At 70.2% G+C, this 21,133-nt stretch carries 20 protein-coding genes; 11 read left to right on the forward strand and 9 right to left on the reverse strand.

Annotation, left to right across the window (positions count from 1 at the left end):
- Together RMO97_RS17145 and RMO97_RS17150 are read left to right on the forward strand one after the other, a co-directional pair.
- Nucleotides 1–418 (forward strand): glutamate ligase domain-containing protein (locus RMO97_RS17145; protein ID WP_409035334.1); only part of this gene is annotated, 418 nt, incomplete at its 5' end.
- A 123-nt stretch (nucleotides 419–541) separates the two neighbouring features.
- Nucleotides 542–1,402: a hypothetical protein gene (locus RMO97_RS17150; protein ID WP_310542238.1), complete on the forward strand. Its 861-nt coding sequence runs from the start codon at nucleotides 542–544 to the stop codon at nucleotides 1,400–1,402.
- Nucleotides 1,403–1,542: 140 nt separating this feature from the next.
- On the opposite strand, the gene trxA is transcribed toward RMO97_RS17150, so the two are convergent.
- The 7 genes from trxA to RMO97_RS17185 form a co-directional block, all read right to left on the reverse strand.
- Nucleotides 1,543–1,866, reverse strand: a complete 324-nt coding sequence (gene trxA / locus RMO97_RS17155; protein ID WP_304776386.1) for a thioredoxin — start codon at nucleotides 1,864–1,866, stop codon at nucleotides 1,543–1,545.
- 81 nt (nucleotides 1,867–1,947) lie between these two features.
- Nucleotides 1,948–5,436, reverse strand: a complete 3,489-nt coding sequence (gene addA / locus RMO97_RS17160) for a double-strand break repair helicase AddA (RefSeq protein ID WP_310542239.1) — start codon at nucleotides 5,434–5,436, stop codon at nucleotides 1,948–1,950.
- Nucleotides 5,433–8,471 (reverse strand): double-strand break repair protein AddB, encoded by a 3,039-nt coding sequence (gene addB, locus RMO97_RS17165; protein WP_310542240.1) that lies wholly within the window; start codon nucleotides 8,469–8,471, stop codon nucleotides 5,433–5,435. The genes addA and addB overlap by 4 nt, the downstream gene beginning before the upstream one ends.
- Nucleotides 8,468–9,184 carry a nucleotidyltransferase family protein gene (locus RMO97_RS17170; RefSeq protein ID WP_310542241.1) on the reverse strand — a complete coding sequence of 239 codons (717 nt, stop codon included), beginning with the start codon at nucleotides 9,182–9,184 and terminating at the stop codon, nucleotides 8,468–8,470. The genes addB and RMO97_RS17170 overlap by 4 nt, the downstream gene beginning before the upstream one ends.
- Complete coding sequence (gene amgK, locus RMO97_RS17175; RefSeq protein WP_310542242.1) at nucleotides 9,181–10,278, reverse strand: N-acetylmuramate/N-acetylglucosamine kinase AmgK; 1,098 nt, start codon at nucleotides 10,276–10,278, stop codon at nucleotides 9,181–9,183. The genes RMO97_RS17170 and amgK overlap by 4 nt, the downstream gene beginning before the upstream one ends.
- On the reverse strand, nucleotides 10,256–10,723 hold the full coding sequence (gene tsaE / locus RMO97_RS17180) for a tRNA (adenosine(37)-N6)-threonylcarbamoyltransferase complex ATPase subunit type 1 TsaE (RefSeq protein WP_310542243.1): 468 nt from the start codon (nucleotides 10,721–10,723) through the stop codon (nucleotides 10,256–10,258). Before tsaE ends, amgK begins: the two co-directional genes overlap by 23 nt.
- A complete protein-coding gene (locus RMO97_RS17185) occupies nucleotides 10,720–11,592 on the reverse strand; it encodes a 1-acyl-sn-glycerol-3-phosphate acyltransferase (RefSeq protein WP_310542244.1) in 873 nt (290 codons plus the stop codon). Before RMO97_RS17185 ends, tsaE begins: the two co-directional genes overlap by 4 nt.
- A gap of 138 nt (nucleotides 11,593–11,730) precedes the next feature.
- Here RMO97_RS17185 and RMO97_RS17190 point away from each other — a divergent pair, with 138 nt between their 5' ends.
- The 3 genes from RMO97_RS17190 to RMO97_RS17200 are packed head-to-tail and all read left to right on the forward strand — an operon-like array spanning nucleotide 11,731 to nucleotide 14,862.
- Nucleotides 11,731–12,588, forward strand: a complete 858-nt coding sequence (locus RMO97_RS17190) for an alpha/beta hydrolase-fold protein (RefSeq protein WP_310542245.1) — start codon at nucleotides 11,731–11,733, stop codon at nucleotides 12,586–12,588.
- A 9-nt stretch (nucleotides 12,589–12,597) separates the two neighbouring features.
- Complete coding sequence (locus RMO97_RS17195) at nucleotides 12,598–14,109, forward strand: CoA-acylating methylmalonate-semialdehyde dehydrogenase (RefSeq protein ID WP_310542246.1); 1,512 nt, start codon at nucleotides 12,598–12,600, stop codon at nucleotides 14,107–14,109.
- Between the two features lie 45 nt (nucleotides 14,110–14,154).
- Entirely contained in the window at nucleotides 14,155–14,862 is a 708-nt protein-coding gene (locus RMO97_RS17200; RefSeq protein ID WP_310542247.1) for a hypothetical protein, read from the forward strand.
- On the opposite strand, the gene RMO97_RS17205 is transcribed toward RMO97_RS17200, so the two are convergent.
- On the reverse strand, nucleotides 14,846–15,049 hold the full coding sequence (locus tag RMO97_RS17205) for a hypothetical protein (protein WP_310542248.1): 204 nt from the start codon (nucleotides 15,047–15,049) through the stop codon (nucleotides 14,846–14,848). The two genes, RMO97_RS17200 and RMO97_RS17205, sit on opposite strands and share 17 nt — an antisense overlap.
- 94 nt (nucleotides 15,050–15,143) lie before the next feature.
- Between RMO97_RS17205 and zapE the strand changes: the two genes are divergently transcribed.
- Nucleotides 15,144–16,265 (forward strand): cell division protein ZapE, encoded by a 1,122-nt coding sequence (gene zapE, locus RMO97_RS17210; RefSeq protein WP_310542249.1) that lies wholly within the window; start codon nucleotides 15,144–15,146, stop codon nucleotides 16,263–16,265.
- Here zapE and RMO97_RS17215 read toward each other — a convergent pair.
- Nucleotides 16,262–17,143, reverse strand: a complete 882-nt coding sequence (locus RMO97_RS17215) for a LysR substrate-binding domain-containing protein (protein WP_310542250.1) — start codon at nucleotides 17,141–17,143, stop codon at nucleotides 16,262–16,264. The genes zapE and RMO97_RS17215 overlap by 4 nt on opposite strands.
- A gap of 91 nt (nucleotides 17,144–17,234) precedes the next feature.
- Here RMO97_RS17215 and RMO97_RS17220 point away from each other — a divergent pair, with 91 nt between their 5' ends.
- From RMO97_RS17220 to RMO97_RS17240, 5 genes are all read left to right on the forward strand, one after another.
- On the forward strand, nucleotides 17,235–17,525 hold the full coding sequence (locus RMO97_RS17220) for a hypothetical protein (RefSeq protein WP_310542251.1): 291 nt from the start codon (nucleotides 17,235–17,237) through the stop codon (nucleotides 17,523–17,525).
- A 54-nt stretch (nucleotides 17,526–17,579) separates the two neighbouring features.
- Nucleotides 17,580–18,008, forward strand: coding sequence for a succinate dehydrogenase, cytochrome b556 subunit (sdhC, locus tag RMO97_RS17225; RefSeq protein WP_310542252.1), 429 nt, complete (start codon nucleotides 17,580–17,582; stop codon nucleotides 18,006–18,008).
- Complete coding sequence (gene sdhD / locus RMO97_RS17230; protein ID WP_310542253.1) at nucleotides 18,008–18,394, forward strand: succinate dehydrogenase, hydrophobic membrane anchor protein; 387 nt, start codon at nucleotides 18,008–18,010, stop codon at nucleotides 18,392–18,394. The genes sdhC and sdhD overlap by 1 nt, the downstream gene beginning before the upstream one ends.
- Nucleotides 18,395–18,402: 8 nt before the next feature.
- Complete coding sequence (gene sdhA / locus RMO97_RS17235) at nucleotides 18,403–20,190, forward strand: succinate dehydrogenase flavoprotein subunit (protein WP_310542254.1); 1,788 nt, start codon at nucleotides 18,403–18,405, stop codon at nucleotides 20,188–20,190.
- Nucleotides 20,191–20,200: 10 nt separating this feature from the next.
- On the forward strand, nucleotides 20,201–21,133 hold a 933-nt coding region (locus RMO97_RS17240), incomplete at its 3' end, for an inner membrane CreD family protein (protein ID WP_310542255.1).

The following is a 21,133-nucleotide window of genomic DNA, read 5'->3' on the forward strand; positions in this document are numbered from 1 at the left end:
GCTGGGCGCGGCGGCGGTGGCGCGCGGCGCCGACCTGTGGCTGGACGGCGCGCACAATCCCCACGGCGGCCGGGCCCTGGCCGAGACCGTGGACCGCCTGGCCCGCGACGGGCGTCCGGTGACCCTGGTGGTGGCGCAATATGCCCGCAAGGACTCGGTGGGCTTCTTCGAGCCGCTGCGGCGGCTTGGCGCGCGCGTGATCGCCACCACGTTTGAGTCCACCACGGCGCTGTCGCCCGGAGACCTGGCCGCCGCTGCGGCGCAGGCGGGCCTGACGGCGGAAACCGCGCCCGACGTGACGACGGCCACGACCATGGCCCTAGCGGTGGAGGGCCCAGCCCCTCACGTGATCATCTGCGGCGGTCTGCATTTCGCCGGCGAGGTCCTGGCCCTTAGCCCCGACACCTGGCCGACCTAGGACCTGATCTTTTCCTACGTCTGTCCCCACCGCTCATCCCGGCCTTCGCGGGGACGAGCGGAGGTTTGACTTGCACCGCTCCGCTTTCTCGTTCTAGTTTTGTTCTTGAACGCGAGAAGCTCCATGCCCGACGCCCTCGACCGCGCCCGTGACTTCCTGCTGCGCAACGGACGGCTGCTGGAGCGCAGGCTGTTCGAGCACCATTTCGAGGGGGCCTCGGCCGAGCCGGTGGTCCGGGCGCTGGCCGCCTATCAGGGGCGTGACGGCGGGTTCGGCTCGGCCCTGGAGCCGGACAAGCGTGATCCGGCCAGCCAGCCGGTGGACGTGCAGATCGCCTTCGAGATTCTCGACGAGGTCGCCGCCTTCGATCCGCTGACGGCGGGCCGCGCCTGCGACTGGCTGGCCAGCATCGCCACGCTGGAGGGCGGTCTGCCCTTCGCCCTGCCCAGCGTGAACGCCGCGCCGCACGCAGTCTGGTGGAAGGTGGAGGGAGAGCAGCCCCCGGCCGATATCAATCCGACGGCGGCCATCGTGGGTCTGCTGCGCAAGCACGGGATCGAGCATGGCTGGGTGACCAAGGGCGAGGCCTATTGCTGGTCGGTGGTGGAGGGTTCGGAGACGGACAAGTTTCACGACCTGATGCCGATGATCGCCTTCCTGGAGCACACCGCCGACCGGCCGCGCGCGGAGGCCGCGCTGGCGGTTCTGGCGCAGCGCATTCCCGGCCTGGTGGAATTGGACGCAGCCGCCGTGGGCTATGTGAAAAGGCCTCTGGACTGGGCGCCGTCACCCGCCAGCTTCTGCCACCGTCTGTTCTCCAAGGAGGTGCTGGGCCATCACCTGGCGGCGCTGGAGGCGCGGCAGGCCGACGACGGCGGCTGGCCGATCAGCTGGGAGACGGTGGGGCCGGGCCCGCAGTTGGAGTATCGCGGCGTGATGACCGTGGCGGCGCTGAGGACCCTGAAGGCGTATGGGGCTCTTTAAAACACCCGCTCATCCCCGCGAAAGCGGGGACCCAGGTGTTTTATCGAAGAGCGCTGACCCAAAAGAAAAAGCCTGGGTCCCCGCTTTCGCGGGGATGAGCGGAGGGAGGGCAAGCCGCGCGAGCGCGGCTCACCCTCAGTTTAGATCCCGGCTTCGTTGAGCCATTCGACGATCTTCTGCTTGGGCATGGCGCCCACCTTCATGGAGGCCATCTGGCCATCCTTGAAGAGCATCATCGTCGGAATGCCGCGCACGCCGTAGCGCGAGGGGGTGGTGGGGCTTTCCTCGATGTTGAGCTTGGCCACGGTGACCTGGGCGCCCAGCTCGGCGGCGATCTGCTCGAGCGCCGGGGCGATCTGCTTGCAGGGGCCGCACCATTCGGCCCAGAAGTCGACCAGCACGGGCTTGCTGGACTGCAGGACGTCCTTCTCGAAGGACTCGTCGGTGACCGCTACGGTGCTCATCAAAAGCTCCTTAAATACCTACGGCCTCAACGGATGAGCCGCGATGTTCGATCCGCCACATAGGCGGCGCCTGTCCTGGTATCAACCTGCGCGGCCAAGCTCGGCAAGGGTTTGATCGATAAGTAATTCTGGGACCGCCATCAGCTTGGGCCCGTCGGTCCACACCAGGGCGGCCTCTATTCGGCGGCCGGGAAAGACTTCGGCCAGGACCGCGGCATAGATCGCCATCTGCCGCAGATAGGCCGGGTCGGCGTCCTCGATGCGGTCGGGGGAGGGGCGGTTGGTCTTGAAATCGGCCACCAGCACCCGGTCAGCCAACACCACGAGCCGGTCGATTCGCCCCGAGATGGCCAGGCCGGCGGGCAGTCTCGACGCGGTTCCGGCCAGCGCCACCTCGGCGCGGCTGCCCGGTCCGAACACCTCGGCGAAGCGGAGATCGTTCAGCACGCCCAGGGCCGCGCCGGTCATCTCGGCGCGCTGCTCGTCGGTGAGGTCGCGCTCCCGGGCCAGCAGGCGCAGGGCCGCGGCGGAGCGAGCCTCGAGGGCCAGGTCGGGCAGGATCTGCAGCAGGCGGTGGATCAGGTCGCCGCGCCGGAAGCGGCCGAGGCCCGCGACCACCGCCAGGGGCGAGGCGGCCGGGGTGGCGGCGTCCTCCCCCAGCTGCGACGGCGAGGCGTAGCGGGCGTGGGGCTCGACGATGGCCTGCGCCCGGGTCCAGGCGGGGGCGGTCGTCGCGGTCGCCGCGTTGTCGGCGGCCTTGCCCAGGGCGACGGGGTCGGGGCCGAATCGCAGGATCTGCAGCTCGCCGCAGGTGGTGGCGCGCTTGTGCGGGCTGACCTGCGCATGATCGAAAGCCGCGGTGAGCGCCCCCCACCAGCCCTTGAGGTTCTCCTCCCTGGCGTTGGCGGCGACCCGGCCGCAGAGCACCAGGCGGTCGCGGGCCCGCGTGAGGGCGACATAGAGCAGGCGGTAGGCCTCGTCCTCCTCGCGGGCGGCGCGGCGTTCGCGGGCGGTGGCCGAGGCCTCGCAGTCGCCCTTGGCGCTGGCGCACCAGAGGAAGCCGCCGTCCTCGGTCTCCAGCAGGGGTGTGCCGCGCGCGCCACGGGAAAGGGTGGTCTCGGGCAGGAAGACGATGGGCGCCTCCAGCCCCTTGGCGCCGTGGGCCGTCATCACCCGGACCTCGTCGCGGCCGGCCTCCATCTCGCGCTTGACCGTGATGTCGAGGCTGGCGAAGGCGGCGGTCAGGCTCTCCAGGTCCTCGACCCCCCGGCTCTCGGCGGCCAGGACCTGGGCCAGGAACTCGTCCAGGGCGTCTTCGGCCTCGCCCCCCAGCCGGCGCAGCAGGCGCTGGCGCATGGAGCGTCCCAACGCGTCGCGGGCGCCCAGCAGGCGGGAATAGAACTCGAAAGGCCGACGCTCGCGGGCCTCCTCCAGCAGGCGGGTCAGCAGGTCGTGGGCCTCGAGCCACTCGGGGCGCTCCTCGGCGCGGGCGGTGAGCGCCTGCCACAGGCTGACCTGCCGGCCCTTGGCGAGAGCGTAGAGGCTGTCGTCGGTGAGGTCGCAGAAGGGGCTGCGCAGCAGGGCCGCCAGGGTCAGGTCGTCGGCGGGGAAGAGGACGAAGCGAGCCGTCGCCACCAGATCGTCGAAGACGATGTGCTCGGACAGCGCCAGGCGGTCGGCGCCGGCGACGGGGATCTTGGCGTGCTTCAGGGCCCGCAGGATCTCCTCGAACAGGGCCTTGCGGCGGCGCACCAGGATCAGGACATCGCCGGGGCGGGCGGGGCGCCATTCGCCCCTCGCGCCCAGACCCTTGTCGAACACCCCGTCGCCGCGGGTCAGCAGCTCGCCGATCTCGCAGGCGATGCGGGCGGCCAGGCGCTTGTTGGCGCTGGCCTCGGTCTCCTGGTCGAGGGGGGCGTCCCAGGCCTCGCGGACGTCGCCCTTCTCCTCCCGCTCCAGGGGCCAGATGTCGACGCAGCCGGCGTGGTCGATCCGCCGCGCCTTGTGGGTGATGGGCTCGGCCAGGGCGCGCGGCAGGATGGCGGTGGCCAGTTCCGGCGAGGAGAAGGTCGCGTCGACAAAGGTAAGCACCTGGGGGGTCGAGCGCCAGGAATCCAGCAGGTCCACCTTCTCGAAGCGGAAGCCGGCCCCGGTGGCGCGGTCCCTGTGGAACTCGAACTGCTCCATCAGCAGCTCGGGCCGGGCGCCCTGGAAGGAGTAAATCGACTGCTTCTCGTCGCCCACCACGAACATGTTGCGCTCCAGCCGGGTCGCGGTAGGGACGCCTGCGCCGGAGAAGAATTCGCCTGCCAGCGAGCGGACGATGGCCCACTGGTCCGGCGCGGTGTCCTGGGCCTCGTCCACCAGGATGTGATCGATGCCGCCATCCAGCTTGTAGAGCACCCAGGCCGCCGCCGGGCTCTCGGCCACCAGATCCCGCGTCTTCTCGATGAGGTCGGAGAAGTCCAGCGCGCCGTAGGACGCCTTCTCCATGGCGTAGGCGGTGAGGTAGGCGTTGGCCAGGATGAGCGCGCCGTCGGTTTCCACCGCCACCTGGGCCGCTCGACGCCAGGCGCGGGCCTCCTCCAGGGCCTCCTGGTCGGCCAGCAGGCCCGCGCGCAGGGGTTCGTGGCTCTTGAGGCCGCTGGTCTTGGCCACCCATGTCGCCGGGGTCCCCTCGCCCTTGTCGGTGAACAGGCAGGCCAGGGCGCCGTGGAAACTGGGGTCGGTGGCGAGCACCAGCAGGGCCGCGCCATTCTTGGCGTCGGCCTTGCCGCCCTGGGCCAGGACCTCGGCGGCCTCGCGCCAGGTGCGCAGGTTCAGCGCGGCGACGGCGCGCAGTTCGACCGCCTCGGGATCTTCGGGCTCCGGGAAGCCGCAGACGTCCCAGACATCGGCCACCGCGCCCGGCAGGCCGCCGTGCTTTTCCAGATAGACGGCCAGCCGGCCCCGGGCGCTCTCGAAGTCGCCGAACATCGACTGGAAGCTCTGGAAATCCAGGGCCACCGAGAAGCGGGCATAGGCCTCCGCGACCAAGCCCTCGCCCTTGAGCGCCAGTCTGGCGACGGCCTTACGGGCGGCGTCGGCGATGGCGGCGCTGGCGGCGTCGTCCATGACCCGGAAGCCGGGGGAGACGCCGGCCTCCAGGGGGAAGCGGCGCAGCAGCTTCTCGCAGAAGGCGTGGATGGTCTGGATCTTCAGGCCGCCGGGGGTCTCCAGGGCGCGGGCGAAGAGGGCGCGGGCCTGGGAGAGGCGGAGGTGGTCGTAGTCGAGGATGGGCCGGCCCTCGAGGTCCGACAGGGCCGCGCTGAGGCTGGCGTCATCGCGCACCGACCAGTCGCCCAGCAGGCCGAACAGCCGGCGCTGCATCTCGGCGGCGGCGGCCTTGGTGTAGGTGACGCAGAGGATGGTGGCGGGCTCGGCCCCGGCCAGCAGCAGGCGGGCGACCCGGTCGATCAGGGTCTTGGTCTTGCCCGAGCCCGCGTTGGCGGTGACGAAGGCCGAGAGCTCCGGGTCGGCGGCCACACGCTGCGGATCGATCTCGCGGGTGGGGAAGGGGATGACGGTCATTCGCCCTCCTCGTCGCCGCTGGTGGACCATTCGAACACCCGGGCCAGGTGGTCGTAGTCGCTGATGTGGGTTTTCACGAACTGTGGGGCCGATCGGGACAGGTAGGGCTGGGCCGGGTCATCGAAGCGGGCGACCAGCTTGCCGAGACCGTCCAGGGCGGTGCGGGCGGCCGTTTCGCTCTCCTCGCCGGCGGCGGCGCGGGTCTCCTCGCGGCCGGCGGGCTTGCGGCCGGTGACCTCCAGATAGGTCAGGTCGCCGGGCATGGGGCGGCCCAGGGTGGGGAAGCCGCCATAGGCCAGGATGGCCGCGGTCAGGGTCAGCTGCGGCGAGAAGCCGGTGTCCACCACCTTCTGCGAGGGCGCCTTGCCGGTCTTGTAGTCGAGGATGTGGCCGTAGCCGTCGGGGGATATCTCGATGCGGTCGGCCCGGGCGTTGACCTTGAAGAGGCCCCCAGGCGCGTTGATCTCCAGCTCACCCTTCAGCTCCACATGGATGGTGCGGCCGTCGGCGCGGCGCCGGCGTTCCAGGTCGGCGACCCAGAGGGCGGCTTCGCGGGCCAGGGCGCTTTCGCGGGCCAGGGCCTCGTGGGGCATGCCGGCCTCTTCGAGGGCGGTGACGTACAGGGCTTCGAAGATCGACGCGGCGTCGGGCGGCACCTCCACCGGGTGGGCGTCGGCGAAGCGCTCGAAGGCCTTGTGGATGGCGGTGCCGCGAGCCCGGGCCTCCACCGCTTCGTCAGGACGCTCGAGGGGGTAGAGCCGCAGGATGTCGCGGGCCCAGACTGCGTAGGGGTCCCGGGTCAAGGCTTCGACGCGGGTCACGGCCATCTCGCGAGGGCGGTCGGCGAGCGGCGGGCGGGGTGCGGGGCGCTTGGCGGGTTCGTAGACGGGCGAGGCGTCCAGGTCGCGGGCCCAGTCGAGAATCTCGGGACGGGTCGGCAGGTCGATACCGGCGCCGCGCGCCAGGGTCTCCAGCCGCCAGAGCCAGCGGGACTTCACGGCGGGCGCGCCCTCGCGGCGCTCGGAGTGCAGCAGGATCACCTCGGGCGCGCAGGCGGCCTGGGCGAAGTCGTGGGCGGCCAGGCCCACGCGGCGCTCCGGGGGCGGCAGGCCGAGCGCCTCGCGCATCGGTCGCGACAGGAAGGGGTCCAGCGCCGCGCCCTGGGGCCAGACGCCTTCCTCCAGGCCGGCGACGATCAACCGGTCGGCGCGGGTCAGGCGGGCCTCGATGGCGCCCAGGATGCGCAGGCGCGGATGGGTGGCGCCGCCCGAGCGGATGCTTTCGCCAGACATCAGGCGCGCGAGGAGGTCAGCGAAGCCCCGGCGGCTGACGGCGGGTGAGCCGTCGGACTCGCTCATCAGGCCGGACAGCAAACGGCCCAGGGCCTCGCCGCCGTGGCCGGCCCAGAGCTCGCCGGTGTCCCCGGTCTCGTCGGCGGCCAGGGCCTCCATGGTTTGGGCCAGGGTGCGGGCGGCCTCTGCAGGACGGGCATAGCCGTCGGCGTCATAGGGCGCCTGCAGACGGGTGAGCGTCTCGCGGAGCTGGCCAGCGAAGGCCAGAGCCTCTTCCAGGGCCGGGAGGTCGGCGCGCGGCTCGGTCATCTTGCGCCGCAGCTGCGCGTCGAGGGCGGCCCAGGTGGTCTTGCGGGGGCCGCGCAGGCCGTGCAGCTCGAGGGCGGTGCGGCGGCGGTCGAGGGGCTCGGGGTCGAGGCCAAGGCGCACGAAGGGGTGCTTGGCGACGGCCAGCAGGGTGACGGGGTCTAAGGGGTCGTCGGCCGCCTTGGCGACCAGGGCGGCCAGCACCCCGCAGCGGCGGCCGGCCAGGGCCGAGCCGGCCGAGGAGTCCGCGCCCACGCCCCAGCGGGCCAGCTTGGCGGCGACGCGGCGGGCCAGGGTCTGGTCGGGCGCCACCAGGGCGGCGGTCCGGCCGGGAACCTCCAAAGCCTCGCGCAGCAGCAGGGCGGCCACTGTGGCGGCCTCTTCCTCACCCCGGGCGGTGACCACCGACAGGCCCTTCAGCCCCTCGGCGATGGGGTCGATGTCCTCGGCCTGGCCCTCGGCCCGCAGGGTTTCGATGACGGTCAGCCAGTCGGCGGTGGCCTCGGCGGGGCGCAGGGCCTCATTGATCACCCGGCGGCGCCAGCGGCCGGCGGTGTCCAGGGTGTCGGAGGCAGGCCACAGCAGCACCTCCCTGCGGGCGATCCCGGCGCGGGTCAGCAGACGCTTCATGGCGCCTTGAGGGTGCTGTTCGCCCACCTGGGCCCAGGCCTTGTCGGCCAGGCTCTCGTCGAGGCCGGGCAGGATCACTGCGCCCTGGGGCGCGCGGGCGATGACGGTCAGCAGATCGGCGGTGGCGGGCGCGGTGCCCGTGGAGCCCGCGGCGATCAGGATGCCTTCGGGAGGCTTGCGGTCCCAGCTTTCGGCCAGGGCGCGCAGCAGGGTCACCCGGCGCTGGCTGACATCGACGACGCCAAGTTCATGCAGGCGGGCGGGCCAGGCGGTGAGCGCGGTCTCCAGGAACTCCCGGCTGACCCGCCAGTGCTCGGCGAGGTCGGCGCTCACCAGGTCGGCCAGGCCACCCCTGGCGCTGACCTCCTCGATCTGCAGGCTGTCGAGGAAGGACCCGAGCGCGTCGGCCAATTCCAGGGCGGCCGAGGCGTCCAGCTCGCGCTTCAATTCCTTTTCGTGGCCCTTCACCAGGGCGATCAGCTCGAAGCGGCGGCGCAGGGGCGCGATGGCGGCGGGCAGGTCGACGGCCAGATCGCCGGGCTCGAAGGGCGGCTCGCCCTCGTCCAGATCGCCCAGGGGCCTGATCTGCGGCGGCAGGACGGCGCGGCCTCCGGCGGCGGCGATGAAAGCGTCGGCGAGGGCCCGGGCGCCCCGGCGGGTGGGGGTGAGAACCACGGCCTGGGACAGGGCCTCGGGGCCCAGCGGCGCCAGGGCGTCAAACAGGCCCCGCGCCAGGTCCTGGACGAAGGGGCGGTGGGCCGGGATGTTGAACCAGCGGGGGCCCGCGCCGCCCAGCAGGGCGATCACGTCAGCCTCGCTTCGGCCTCGTCCCGGGCGGCGGGATCGCCGACGTGCAGCCAGAAGGCGTCCATGGCCACGCCATGGATGCGGCCCTCGTCCTGAAGACGCCACCAGATGGGCAGGATGGAGAAGGCGCCCTCCGGCTGATCGTCCAGCAGCTGCGGCTTCATGATCTGGAACCCGACATTGGCGAGCGGCGCGGGGTTGGCGTCGTCGGCCATGTGGACGATGCGCCCGTCCGGCTCCTGGCGGAAGCCGCGGGGCCCCTCCAGGCCGATGCCCTGGCCGCGGGGGACCAGCAGCAGCAGCATGTCCATCTTTTCCGGGTCCCAGGCGCGCTTCATGGCCTCCAGGGGCGGAACCTCGCCGCCGACCCACAGGCTATCGATATTGGCCACCAGGATGGGGTCGTCGCCGAGCAGGTGGCGGGCGTTCTTGATGCCGCCGCCGGAGTCCAGAAGGGCGGCGCGCTCGTCGGCGATGACCACGCGGGGGTTGGTGCGGCCCGCCAGGTGGGCCTCCATCTGGTCGGCGAAGTGGTGGACATTGACCACGGCCGTCTCGATCCCGGCCTCGGCCAAGCGGTCCAGGACATGGTCGATCAGGGCCTTGCCCTTCACCGTCACCAGGGCCTTGGGCCGGTCATTGGTCAGGGGACGCATGCGGCTGCCGATCCCGGCGGCCAGGACCATCGCCACCTTCGGGCCGGACGTGCTCATGTGCGCGAGCTCGCGGGCACGTTGGCGTCGAACCAGACCTTGAGGTCGGCCAGGGCCGGATCGGCCAGGCAGGCGTCCAGGTAGCGCCAGAGCCGGGGCATGAAGGCGGCGTAGCGGGGCTTGCCGTCGCGGGTCACCAGCCGGGCGAAGATGCCCAGGATGCGCACGATATTGAGGGCGCCGAGCGCATGATAGTCGGCCAGGAACTGCGCCTGGTCGAGGTCCGGGCGGAGCTTGAAGTAGTAGGCCAGGGCCGCGGCCTCCCGCTGCGGCGAGACATCGCGCCGGGCGTCGTGCAGCAGCATCGACATGTCCCAGGCCGGATGGGCGCGGACCGCGTCCTGGAAGTCCAGCAGGCCGACGCGGGCGGCGCCCTGGCGGTCGGGCAGCCAAATGAGGTTCTCGGCGTGATAGTCGCGGTGGCAGAAAACCGATGCGCCCGCCGCGCCCCGCGCCCGGATCGGGGCCCAGATCGCGTCCCACTGGGCGACAGCGGCGTCGCTGAACCTGAGCTCCGGCTTCAGTTTCGGCAGCCATTCGGGAAGGATATCGCCCGCGGTCTTCAGGGCTGTCTCGTCATAGTCCAGTAGCGGCCATTCGATGCCCGGCGCCGTGAGCACCTTGGGCGCCTGCGCCTCGTGCAGGCGCACCAGGCCCTCGATGGCGGCGTCGTAGAGCGGCGCCTCGTCCAGGCCGCCCTCGATAAGCACGGCGAACAGGTCGTCGCCGAGGTCCTCCAGCACCGCCAACCCCTGGGCGGCGTCGTGGGCGAGGATGGCTGGCGCCGACAGGCCCTGGGCCTTCAGCCATTCGGCGACGGCGACAAAGGCGTCCACCCGTCCGGCGGCGAGGCGCGCCAGGGCGTTGTATCCGGCCTTGGCGCGATCCTGCGGCGTGGCGTCGGGATGGCAGGGTGCGGTCTCGGCGTTCGGCGGCTGGTCCATGAAGATCAGGCTGGGCCCGGTGGCGGGATGCAGCCGCTCATAGGCCCGGGTCGAGGCGTCGCCGCTCAGCGGCACGCGGGTGGCGTCGCCCCAGCCGTGCCGCTCCAGGAAGGCGCTTTTGATGGCCTCACGATCGGAACTCAAACCCACGTCCTTCCCAGGCGCCGTTGGGGGTCAGGCGGGCCCGGCGGCCCTCCCCCTCGATGGTGATCTCTATATCCAGCCGGTCGGGCGGCAGGCGACCTTCCAGCCGTTCGGGCCATTCGATCAAGGCCGCCCCGTCCTCCAGGGCCTCATCGAGGCCGATCTCATAGGCTTCGTCGGCGCTGGTCAGCCGGTAGAGGTCGAAATGGGCCACCGAAATGGAGGCCCCCTCATAGAACTGAACCAGGGTGAAGGTGGGGCTGGGCACGTCCTCTTTGGGCGTGGTGAGCGCGCGGATCAGGGCCCGGGCCAGGGTGGACTTCCCCGCCCCCAGGGGGCCGGTCAGACAGATGGCCTCGCCGGCCCGCAGCGTCCCGGCCAGGGCCGCGCCAAGGGCGGAGGTGGCGTCCTCGTCATCCAGGCGGAAGTCGCCGGCCGCCTCCACGATCATGCGAAGGCCCGGTCGGGATGCTGGGGCAGGACGTGCTCGACATAGGCCTTGAGCTGGTCGGTGGCGGTGGTGACCTCGGTGTCCAGCCGCCCGGGCCCCACGATGGGGCCGACGGTCAGGTGGAACTGCTGGCCGCGTTTGTTCAGCAGCTCATGGAACAGGGTGATGTCCCTCAGCTCCGGAGAGAACTGGTGGAAGAAGTGGAACAGGGTCGACCAGGGGCCGCTCAGGTGCAGGGGTACGATGGGAGCCTCGTACTTGCGGGCGATGGAGAGTGCGCTGCTCATCCAGGGCGACTCGGCCAGGCCCCCGTCCAGGCCGCGTCTGGCCAGGCGTCCGGCCGGGAAGATCACCAGGGGGCGTTCGGCCTCCAGCACCTCGCGGGTCAGGTTGAGGGTGTTGCGTGTCCGCTCGCGGGTGCGTTTCTCCTCGCGCCATTCCACCGGGATCAGCACCTCGCCGAAGGCCTGGGACACCCGGTGAGCGTCGGAATTGGCATAGAAGCAGACATCTGGGCGTAGGGCCCGCAGGGCGTCATAGACCGCGACGCCGTCGGCGATGCCGGTGGGGTGGTTGCAGATCAGAACCAGGCGCCCGGTGGCCGGCAGGTGCTCGAGGCCGCGCACGCTGACCTTCACATCCAGCAGGCGCGAGACGTAGTCGAGGGCCTCGCGGCCGCCCATGGGGGCGATGGCGTCGGCCATGGATCGCGCCTTGCGATAGTCCAGCAGGCGATAGAGCAGGGGGCGAAGCAGGGGCCACGCGACCCCGCCCGAGAGCTTGGGGGCGCGCTCGGCGATCAGGGTGTCGACGATGTGGTCGTGGTAGGCCCGCCGCGCCGGCAGGGCTTCGGTGGCGACACTGCTCATGGGAGCAAGATGCCCTCGCCCGAGCACCCGGTGCAAGGGCTCTCCCCTGGTCCTTAGCTGGGAAGAAATGAGCGGTGTTCAAGTCTGGCGGGGAGAGCGCGGTCCCGCCAAGCTTCGTCTCCATCAGAGGGGGCGGATATGACGACCATGGAGCATGAGCCGGCGACAATCCTGGCGACCCACCGGTACGGCCTGCATAGCGACGTCATCGGCGAGACTTTCCAGATCGACGTCGCCCTGCCCAGTCCGTGGAGGGGAATGCGGCCCGACCATCCCCTACCGGTGGTCTATGTAATGGACGCCAATACGGTGTTCGGGATCGCGGCCCAGGCCTTGCGCTTCCTGCAGGACGCCGACGGGGTTCCGCCCTGCCTGCTGGTGGGGGTGGGCTACCAGCTGAAGGGGCCGCGCCGCCGCCGCCGCGACTATGGCTGGCTGCGCACCCGGGACTTGACGCCGAGCTCCGACGACGCCTTCCACGAGACTCTGCTGGCCCAGATGGGGAACCAGCCCCTGCCCGACATCGGACCGGCCGGCGGTGGAGAGGCCTTCCTGGATTTCCTGATCGGGGAGGTCCGGCCCTTCATTGCTGAGCGCTACGCCACCGATCCCGGCGACCAGACCCTGGTGGGGAGTTCGCTGGGGGGCCTGTTCAGCCTGCACGCCTATCTGACTCGGCCCGGCGCCTTCAGCCGGCATGTGGCGAACAGCCCAGCCCTCTGGTGGCGGGATCGGGAGGCTTTCGCCACCGAGGCGGTGGCCAACCCGGACCCGGCGACACGGCTCTTCCTATCGGTGGGCGGGCTGGAGACCGACCCACGCTGGCCGATGGTGGACCATATGCGGGAGATGGCCGGGCGACTGACGGCGCGGAGTCTGCCGGTGACCTCCCACGTCTTCCAGGATGAGAGCCACACCTCGGTGATCCCGGCGGCGCTTAGCCGGGGTCTGCGGTCGGTGCTCGCGCCCCTACCCACAGGGGCGATCCCGTCCTAGAAGCGATCCATGCGCGAGATCACACACTTCATCGACGGCGTGTCCGTCGCCGGGACCTCCGGCCGCTACGGCGAGGTCTTCGATCCCAACACCGGCGAGGTGCAGGCCCGGGTGGCGCTCGCCACCTCCGCCGAGCTGGACGCCGCCGTGCAGGCCGCGTTGCGGGCCCAGCCGGCCTGGGCCGCGGTCAATCCGCAGCGCCGGGCGCGGGTGATGTTCGAGTTCAAGCGCCTAGTGGAAGCCCGCATGCAGGAGTTGGCCGAGTTGCTCTCGTCCGAGCACGGCAAGGTGGTGGCCGATAGCAAGGGCGATATCCAGCGGGGCCTGGAGGTCATCGAGTTCGCCTGCGGCATCCCCCACGCCCTGAAGGGCGAATACACCGAGGGCGCGGGGCCCGGCATCGATGTCTACTCCATGCGCCAGCCGCTGGGGGTGGCGGCGGGCGTCACGCCGTTCAACTTCCCGGGCATGATCCCGATGTGGATGTTCGGCATCGCCATCGCGGTGGGCAACACCTTCATCCTCAAGCCGTCGGAAAAGGACCCGACCCTGCCGGTGCGCCTGGCCGAACTGTTCATGGAGGCCGGCGCGGCGCTGGGGATGGACCTGAAGGGGGTGCTGAATGTCGTGCACGGCGACAAGGTCAGCGTCGACGCCATCCTGACCCATCCCGACATCGCCGCCGTCAGCTTCGTCGGCTCCTCGGACATCGCCTCTTACGTCTACTCGACCGGGACCGCGCACGGGAAGCGGGTCCAGGCCATGGGCGGGGCCAAGAACCACGGGATCATCCTGCCCGACGCCGACCTGGACCAGGCGGTGAAGGACATCATCGGGGCGGCCTATGGCTCGGCCGGCGAGCGCTGCATGGCCCTGCCGGTCGTGGTGCCGGTGGGGGCGAAGACCGCCGAAGCGGTGCGCGAGAAGGTGCTGGCCGAGATGGAGACCCTGAAGGTGGGGATCTCGTCGGACACCTCGGCCCAATACGGTCCGGTGGTCACCGCCGCCCACCGCCAGCGGGTGGCCGACTATATCCAGATGGGGGTCGACGAGGGCGCCGAGCTGGTGGCCGACGGCCGCGGCTTCTCCCTGCAGGGCTACGAGAAGGGGTTTTTCATCGGCCCGACCCTGTTTGATCAGGTGAAACCCACCATGCGCACCTACCAGGAGGAGATCTTCGGGCCGGTCCTGCAGATCGTCCGGGCCGAGACCTTCGAGGAGGCGGTCGAGCTGCCGTCCAGGCACCAGTACGGAAACGGCGTAGCCATCTTCACCCGCAACGGCCGGGCGGCGCGCGAGTTCGCGGCCTCGGTCAATGTCGGCATGGTGGGCATCAATGTGCCCATCCCGGTGCCGGTCGCCTACCACACCTTCGGCGGCTGGAAGCGCAGCGCCTTCGGCGACGCCAACCAGCACGGCATGGAGGGCGTGAAGTTCTACACCAAGGTCAAGACGGTGACCGCCCGATGGCCTGAGGGCGCCAGCGAAGATTCGGCCTTCGTCATCCCCACCATGCGGTGACACAGTGGGTTCGCTGCGTTCATCCTATTCGTAGACTGGAGTTTGATGATGAAGTTCCGGACCTGGGCGATCCTGTTGCTGGTGGTGGTTCTGGCCGGCGGTGGGGCCTGGGCCTACTGGAACTACGAGCTGCGCTGGCGGCCCCAGACCATCACCAAGCACCAGGCCGAGATCACCAAGATTCTGGAGAGCGCGGGCTGGGCCTCGCCCGGCCTCACCAAGGGCAAGCTCTACATGGTCTCGTTCCGGACCTGCCCCGACTGCCTGCGGTTCAAGAAGGAAGAGTTTCCGGCCCTGCACGAGCAGGGGATCGACACCCGGGTCATCGAGATCGCGCGGCGCGACATGAACGGCTTGGCGAAATCGACGCCGGTGGAGCGGAGCACGGTGGCCGAGCTCTGGATCCGCCATGGCACCCCCAGCGCCTGGGACCTGATGGAGGCCTGGGAGGCGGTTGTCCCCGCCGCCTGGACCGCGCCCGGCATCATCCCCGCCGACAGCGACATCGCCCGCAGCGCGGTGATCGAGGCCGGCCGCAAGATGACCGACGACCTGCGCCCCTTGCTGAAGGACAACGGTGTGGCCGTCAGCGAGCCGACCGGCATCCGCTATCCCACCCTGGTCTGGTGGAACGCGAAGGGCGAGATGCGAGCCTGCGCCTGCGAGAAGCGGGAAACCTACCGCTTTGTCCGCAAGGAGTTGGCGCAGGTGGCGAAGAAGGCCGGTGCGCCCTCGGTTACGCCCGGCCGCTGATGATGTCCTTGTTGTGGGCGCGGGTCTTGATCCCGTGCTCACGGTCGGCAGGCGCGCCGCCGCGGCGGCCGCTCCCCTGATGGCCGCCCTCGGCTTCCAGGTCCTCGTCGATCGCCTCGGCGTCGATTTCGTCGGCCACGCCGGGCTCGGGGGTGTCGGGCGAGAAGCTGCGGGGGTCTTGCGGCATGAAGGTCTCCCTGTGCGTCGCCAGATCCAACCCCTGGAGGCTAGAGCCTGTCCCCCCTGTTGTGATCCCGGGCGTGGCGGGCTAGGCGGAGGCGATGGCCTCCCTGCTGCAAGCCGCCTACGACGCCCGTCTCGCCACGGGCGCCCTTCGTCCCGATCCGGCGCAGATGTCGGGCCTGGCCGCGCTCGTGCGGCTGGAGGGGGACCTGGAGGGCGCTGAGCCCTCGGGCCTCACCGCCTTCTTCCGCAAACCGGAGGCCCAGCGCGGGGTCTATCTCTGGGGACCGGTGGGGCGGGGCAAGTCCATGCTGATGGACCTGTTCTACGAGGTCGCGCCGGTGGCCAAGAAGCGCCGTACCCACTTCCACGTCTTCATGGGCGAGATTCACCGGCTGATCGGGGAATGGCGCTCGGGCGACGCCGCGGCCCGCAAGGTCCGCTTCGGCCAGCACAGGGGTGACGACCCGATCCCCGCCGTGGCCGACGTGGTGGCCGATGGCGCGCGGCTGCTGTGTTTCGACGAGTTCCAGGTCACCGATATCGCCGACGCCATGATCCTCGGGCGGCTGTTCGAGGCCCTGTTCGTCCGCGGCGTGACCCTGGTGGCGACCTCCAACCGGGTCCCGGACGCCCTCTACAAGGACGGCATCAACCGCCAGCTGTTCCTGCCCTTCATCGAGATGATCAAGGGCCGCCTGGACGTGGTGAGCGTGGCCGGCAGCCACGACTACCGCCTGGACCGGCTGCGGGCGGCGGGGACCTGGTTTTCCCCCAACGACCCCGACAACCAGCGCAGTTTCGCGGCCCTGTGGCGTGACATGCTGGGCAAGGAGGCTGAAATCGGCGAGACCCTGGAGGTGCTGGGCCGGAAGGTTCATCTGCCCCACGCGGCCGGCGGCATGGTGCGGGCCTCCTTCGCCAGCCTCTGCGCGGTGGCGCTGGGCCCCAATGACTATGTCGCCCTCGCCGAGCGCTTCCACACGGTGTTCCTTGAGGACGTGCCCAAGTTGGGCCCCGACCGGCGGGAGGAGGCCAGGCGGCTGGTGATCCTCATCGACGCCCTCTACGAGGCCCACACCCGCCTGATCGTGCTGGCGGAAGCCGACCCGGTCGCCCTCTATCCGCAGGGCGACGGCGCCTTCGAGTTCGAACGCACGGCCTCGCGCCTTCAGGAGATGCGCTCGGCCGATTGGCTGGTCGAGCCCGTGGAGAGCTAGGCCCGCAGGCTCCGCACCAGGTCCTGCGCATAGGGGCGCAGGTCAGCGAACCGGCGGACGCAGAGGGTGAGGTCGCGGACGGCCCAGTCGTCCTCCAGCTCGATCACGCAGAGCGGCGTGGTCTTGGCGACCCGGACGGCGGTGGACTGGGGCACGACGCCGACGCCCACCCCAGCCTCCACCAGCCGGCAGACGGCGTCGAAGCTGCGCAGCTGGACCCGCAGGTTCAGGCCCGAGCCCAGGCGCGCGGCCTTGTCGGCCAGGAAGCGCTGCAGGGCGCTGGTGCGCTCCAGTCCCACCAGGTCGAAGGCCAGCACCTCGGCGAAGGCCACGCGGGCGCGGGCCGCCAGCGGGTGGTCCTTTCGCGCCACCACCACGAAGCGGTCGGAGCGGAAAGGGAAGGTCTCCAGTCCCCCGACATCCACCGTGCCGGCGACGATGCCGATGTCCCCCACCCCCTCGGCGATCAGGCCGACGATCTCGTCGGAGAGCCGCTCCTCCAGGTCGACCCGGACCTTGGGATTGTCAGACAGGAAGCGCCCCAGCGCCTCGGGCAGGAATTCGGTCGAAGCATTGGTGTTGGCCAGCAGGCGAACCTCGCCCGAGAGGCCGCCAGCATAGGCGCCCAGGTCTTCCCGCAAGCGGGCCGACTGTTCCAGCATCAGGCGGGCGTGTTTCAGCAGGGTCTGGCCGGCCGGGGTGGGGACCACCCCCTGGCGGCTGCGGGTCAGCAGGGTCGCGCCAATCTCCTCCTCCATCGCCCGCACACGGGTGGAGGCGGCGGCCAGGGCGATGTGACTGCGGACGGCCCCATGGGTGATGGAGCCAGCCTCGACGATGTCGGCGAATAGCCTCAGGTCCACCAGATCAAAGCGCATCTTCGTCTCCCGCGAAGGATGGGTCTAGATAAGACGCATTGAAACGGTTGTGAATGGGGCTCAACCTTCGGATCAAGCGAAGGAGCGCGCCATGATCAAGGTCCTGACCGAACGCAAGATCCCGCCGGGCTTCGACACTGACGACGAGGCCCAGGTCGCCCGCCATGCGCGGATCGCCGTCGACGCCATGGCCGCGACGGGCCGGCCCATCCACTGGATTTGCACCTATGTCGCCGGCGACAGCCTGTTCGGGGTGACCGTCTTTCCCGACGAGGCGGCGATCGGTGAGTTCCAGCGCGCGGCCGGTATCACCGGACAAGACATAACCGTCCGCCGCATCACCCGGGTGATCGAGGCGTCCAGCGCGGCGCCCCTTCGTTGACACCCGGCGACCGGCGCTTAAAAGCGGAGCCGCTTCATCCTCTTGGAAACCGTCATGGCTGAAACCCCGACTGGCCTTCGCGAGCGCCCGTTGTCGCCGCACCTGACCTCCGGCGGCCCGCTGGCCTTCCACTGGCGGTTCCACATCACCATGACGGGGTCCATCGTCCACCGGGCGACCGGCGTCGCGCTCTATGTCGGCGCGCTGATCCTGGCCGGCTGGGCTCTGTCCCTGGCCGCCGGGCCCGACGCCTATCAGGCCTATATGGATCTTCTGGGTTCATTCCTGGGCAAGGTCGTGATGTTCGGCCTGACGGTGTCGATCTTCTACCACCTGGCCAAGGGCGTTCAGCATCTCTTCTGGGACGCCGGCAAGGGCTTCCAGCTGCCCATCGCCAACATGGCGACTGTCGCCTGTTTCGCCTTCGCCGTCGCCGCGACGCTCGCGGTCTGGGCGATCGCCTGGATGACGGGAGCGCTCTGATGGACAACTACCGCACCCCTCTTCGCCGCGCCCGCGGCCTCGGCTCGGCCAAGCATGGCGTCGGGCACTGGCTGTCGGAGCGAATCACCTCGGTGGCCCTGATCCCTCTCGTCCTCTGGGCGGTGTTCGGAGCGCTGACCCTGGCCGGCACGGACTATTACGGCGCGGTCGCCTGGATCAGCCAGCCGGTCAATGCGGTGCTGATGGTCCTGCTGACGGCGATCTCCTTCCTGCACATGCATTCGGGCATGCGGGTCATCGTGGAGGACTACATCCACAAGACCCTCACCAAGTCGGCCCTGCTGCTGCTCAACCTCTTCGTCTGCGGCCTGGCGGGTTCGCTGGCGGTGTTCTCCATCCTCAAGGTCGCGCTGGGAGGCGCTTGATCGGTCCCATGGCGACTTATGAGTTCATCGATCACAAGTTCGACGTCGTCGTCGTGGGCGCCGGCGGGTCCGGCCTGCGTGCGGCCCTGGGCTGCGCCCAGGCCGGCCTGAAGACGGCCTGCATCACCAAGGTCTTCCCGACCCGCTCCCACACCGTGGCGGCCCAGGGCGGCATCTCCGCCAGTCTCGGCAACATGGGCGAGGATGACTGGCGCTGGCACATGTACGACACCGTCAAGGGGTCGGACTGGCTGGGCGACCAGGACGCCATCGAATACCTCTGCCGCAACGCGCCGGCGGCGGTGTACGAGCTGGAGCACTGGGGCGTGCCCTTCAGCCGCACGCCGGAGGGCAAGATCTACCAGCGCGCCTTCGGCGGCATGACCCGCAACTATGGCGAGGCCCCGATCCAGCGCACCTGCGCCGCGGCCGACCGCACCGGCCACGCCATGCTGCACACCATGTACGGCCAGTCCTTGGCCCACTCGACCGAGTTCTTCATCGAGTACTTCGCCCTCGACCTGATCATGGACGAGGGTGTGTGCCGTGGCGTGACCGCCTGGAAGCTGGATGACGGCACCCTGCACCGGTTCCAGGCCCAGCAGGTGATCCTGGCCACCGGCGGCTATGGCCGGGCCTATTTCTCGGCCACCAGCGCCCACACCTGCACCGGCGACGGCGGCGGCATGGCGCTGCGGGCCGGCCTGCCGTTGCAGGACATGGAGTTCGTGCAGTTCCATCCCACCGGCATCTATGGCGCCGGCTGCCTGATCACCGAGGGCGCCCGGGGCGAGGGCGGATACCTGACCAATTCCGAAGGCGAGCGGTTCATGGAGCGCTATGCGCCCTCCGTGAAGGACCTGGCGCCCCGGGACATGGTCAGCCGCGCCATGACCATCGAGATCCGCGAAGGAAGGGGTGTCGGTCCGAAGAAAGACCACATCCACCTGCACCTCGATCACCTGGATCCCAAGATCCTGCACCAACGGTTGCCTGGGATTTCCGAAAGCGCCAAGATCTTCGCGGGTGTTGACGTCACGAAACAACCAATTCCTGTACTCCCAACCGTGCATTACAACATGGGCGGTATCCCCACGAACTTCTTCTCGGAAGTGGTTACCCGGGACGGGGACAATCCGGACAAGGTGGTGCCGGGGCTGATGGCGGTGGGTGAGGCGGCGTGCGTTTCGGTGCACGGGGCCAACCGGCTGGGGTCCAACTCCCTGATCGACCTGGTGGTGTTCGGCCGCTCGGCGGCCCTGCGCACGGCGGCGACCATCAAGGCTGGCGCGACCCAGCCGGAGCTGAAGAAGACCGAAAGCGATGCTCACCTGGCCCGGTTCGACCGGTTCCGGAACGCCTCGGGCGGCACCACGACGGCGGCCCTGCGCCTCGAGATGCAGATGGCCATGCAGGAGGACGCCGCGGTGTTCCGCACCAGCGACAGCCTGGCGTCCGGCGTCAAGCGCCTGGACGCGGTGCAGGCCCAGCGCGGCGACCTGAAGGTGACCGATAGAGGGATGGTGTGGAACACCGACCTCATGGAGACCCTGGAGTTGGACAACCTGATCGGCCAGGCGGTGACCACGGTGGTGGGCGCGCACAACCGCACCGAGAGCCGCGGGGCCCACGCCCACGAGGACTTCCCCGATCGCGACGACGCCCAGTGGATGAAGCACACCCTGACCTGGTTCGACGACGCCACGGGCAAGGTGGCCATCGACTATCGCCCGGTGCACGATTTCACCATGACCAACGACATCGCTTACATCCCGCCCAAGGCGCGGGTGTACTAGGGCCAGCCAGGTGAACCCCGCGCCGCTCATCCGCACCCCCAGCCGCTCGATGGGCCTGAAGCTGCTGCTGGTCTGCGCCCTGGCGGTGCTGATGAGCATCCCGGCCTTCTTCGTCTTTATGCTGTTGGACGGGCGCACCAACCGCGCCGAAGAGGTGGCGCGCGAGGTCGGCGAGCTGGTGGGCGGGCCACAGACCTTCCTGGGACCGGTGCTTGGCGTCCCCTATACGATCCCCGCCAGCGACCCGAAGGTGGGCTCCACGAGCGGGGTCTTCGTGATTTTCCCGGTCAAGGGCGAGGCCCAGGTCCAGGCCAAGTCCGAGGTCCGCCACCGGTCGCTGTTCAAGGTGCCGGTCTACCAGGCCGACCTGGCCTTCAAGGCCGACTTCGACCTGATCGGCGTGGCGGCCCAGGCGCCGCGAGGCGCCGTGCTGGACTGGGCCCGCGCCGAGCTGCTGATCGGCGCCTCAGACGCCCGGGGCGCCCAGGCCGACATCGTGCTGACCGCCGCCGGCCGCGCCCTGACCGTGGCTCCGGCCTCGGTGCTGTCGGACGTCGGGGGCGGCGGCGATGGTGAAAGGCCCAGGGGCGACCTGCGCCTGTTCGGGTCGTCGGCCGGCGGCCTCGCCCAGCCGGACGCCCGGTTCCAGGCCACCGCCAACATGAAGTTCTCCGGCGCCCAGCGCCTGGCCGTCCTGGCCTACGCCAAGACCACCACCGACACCGGCAAGAGCGACTGGCCCCATCCCAGCTTCGACGGCGGTTTCCTGCCCGCCCAGCGCACCCTGGCCCCCGACGGCTTCACCGCCACCTGGAGCGTGCCCTTCATCGCGCGCGGCGTGCCGTCCCAGGGCACGGCCGACACCCTGACCCGCCTGGGGGCCACGGCGCTCGGCGTGTCCTTCATCGAGCCGGCCAACCCCTATCAGTCGGTGGCGAGGTCG

This window comes from Phenylobacterium sp. (genome assembly GCF_031425575.1).
Taxonomy (GTDB): Bacteria; Pseudomonadota; Alphaproteobacteria; order Caulobacterales; family Caulobacteraceae; genus Phenylobacterium.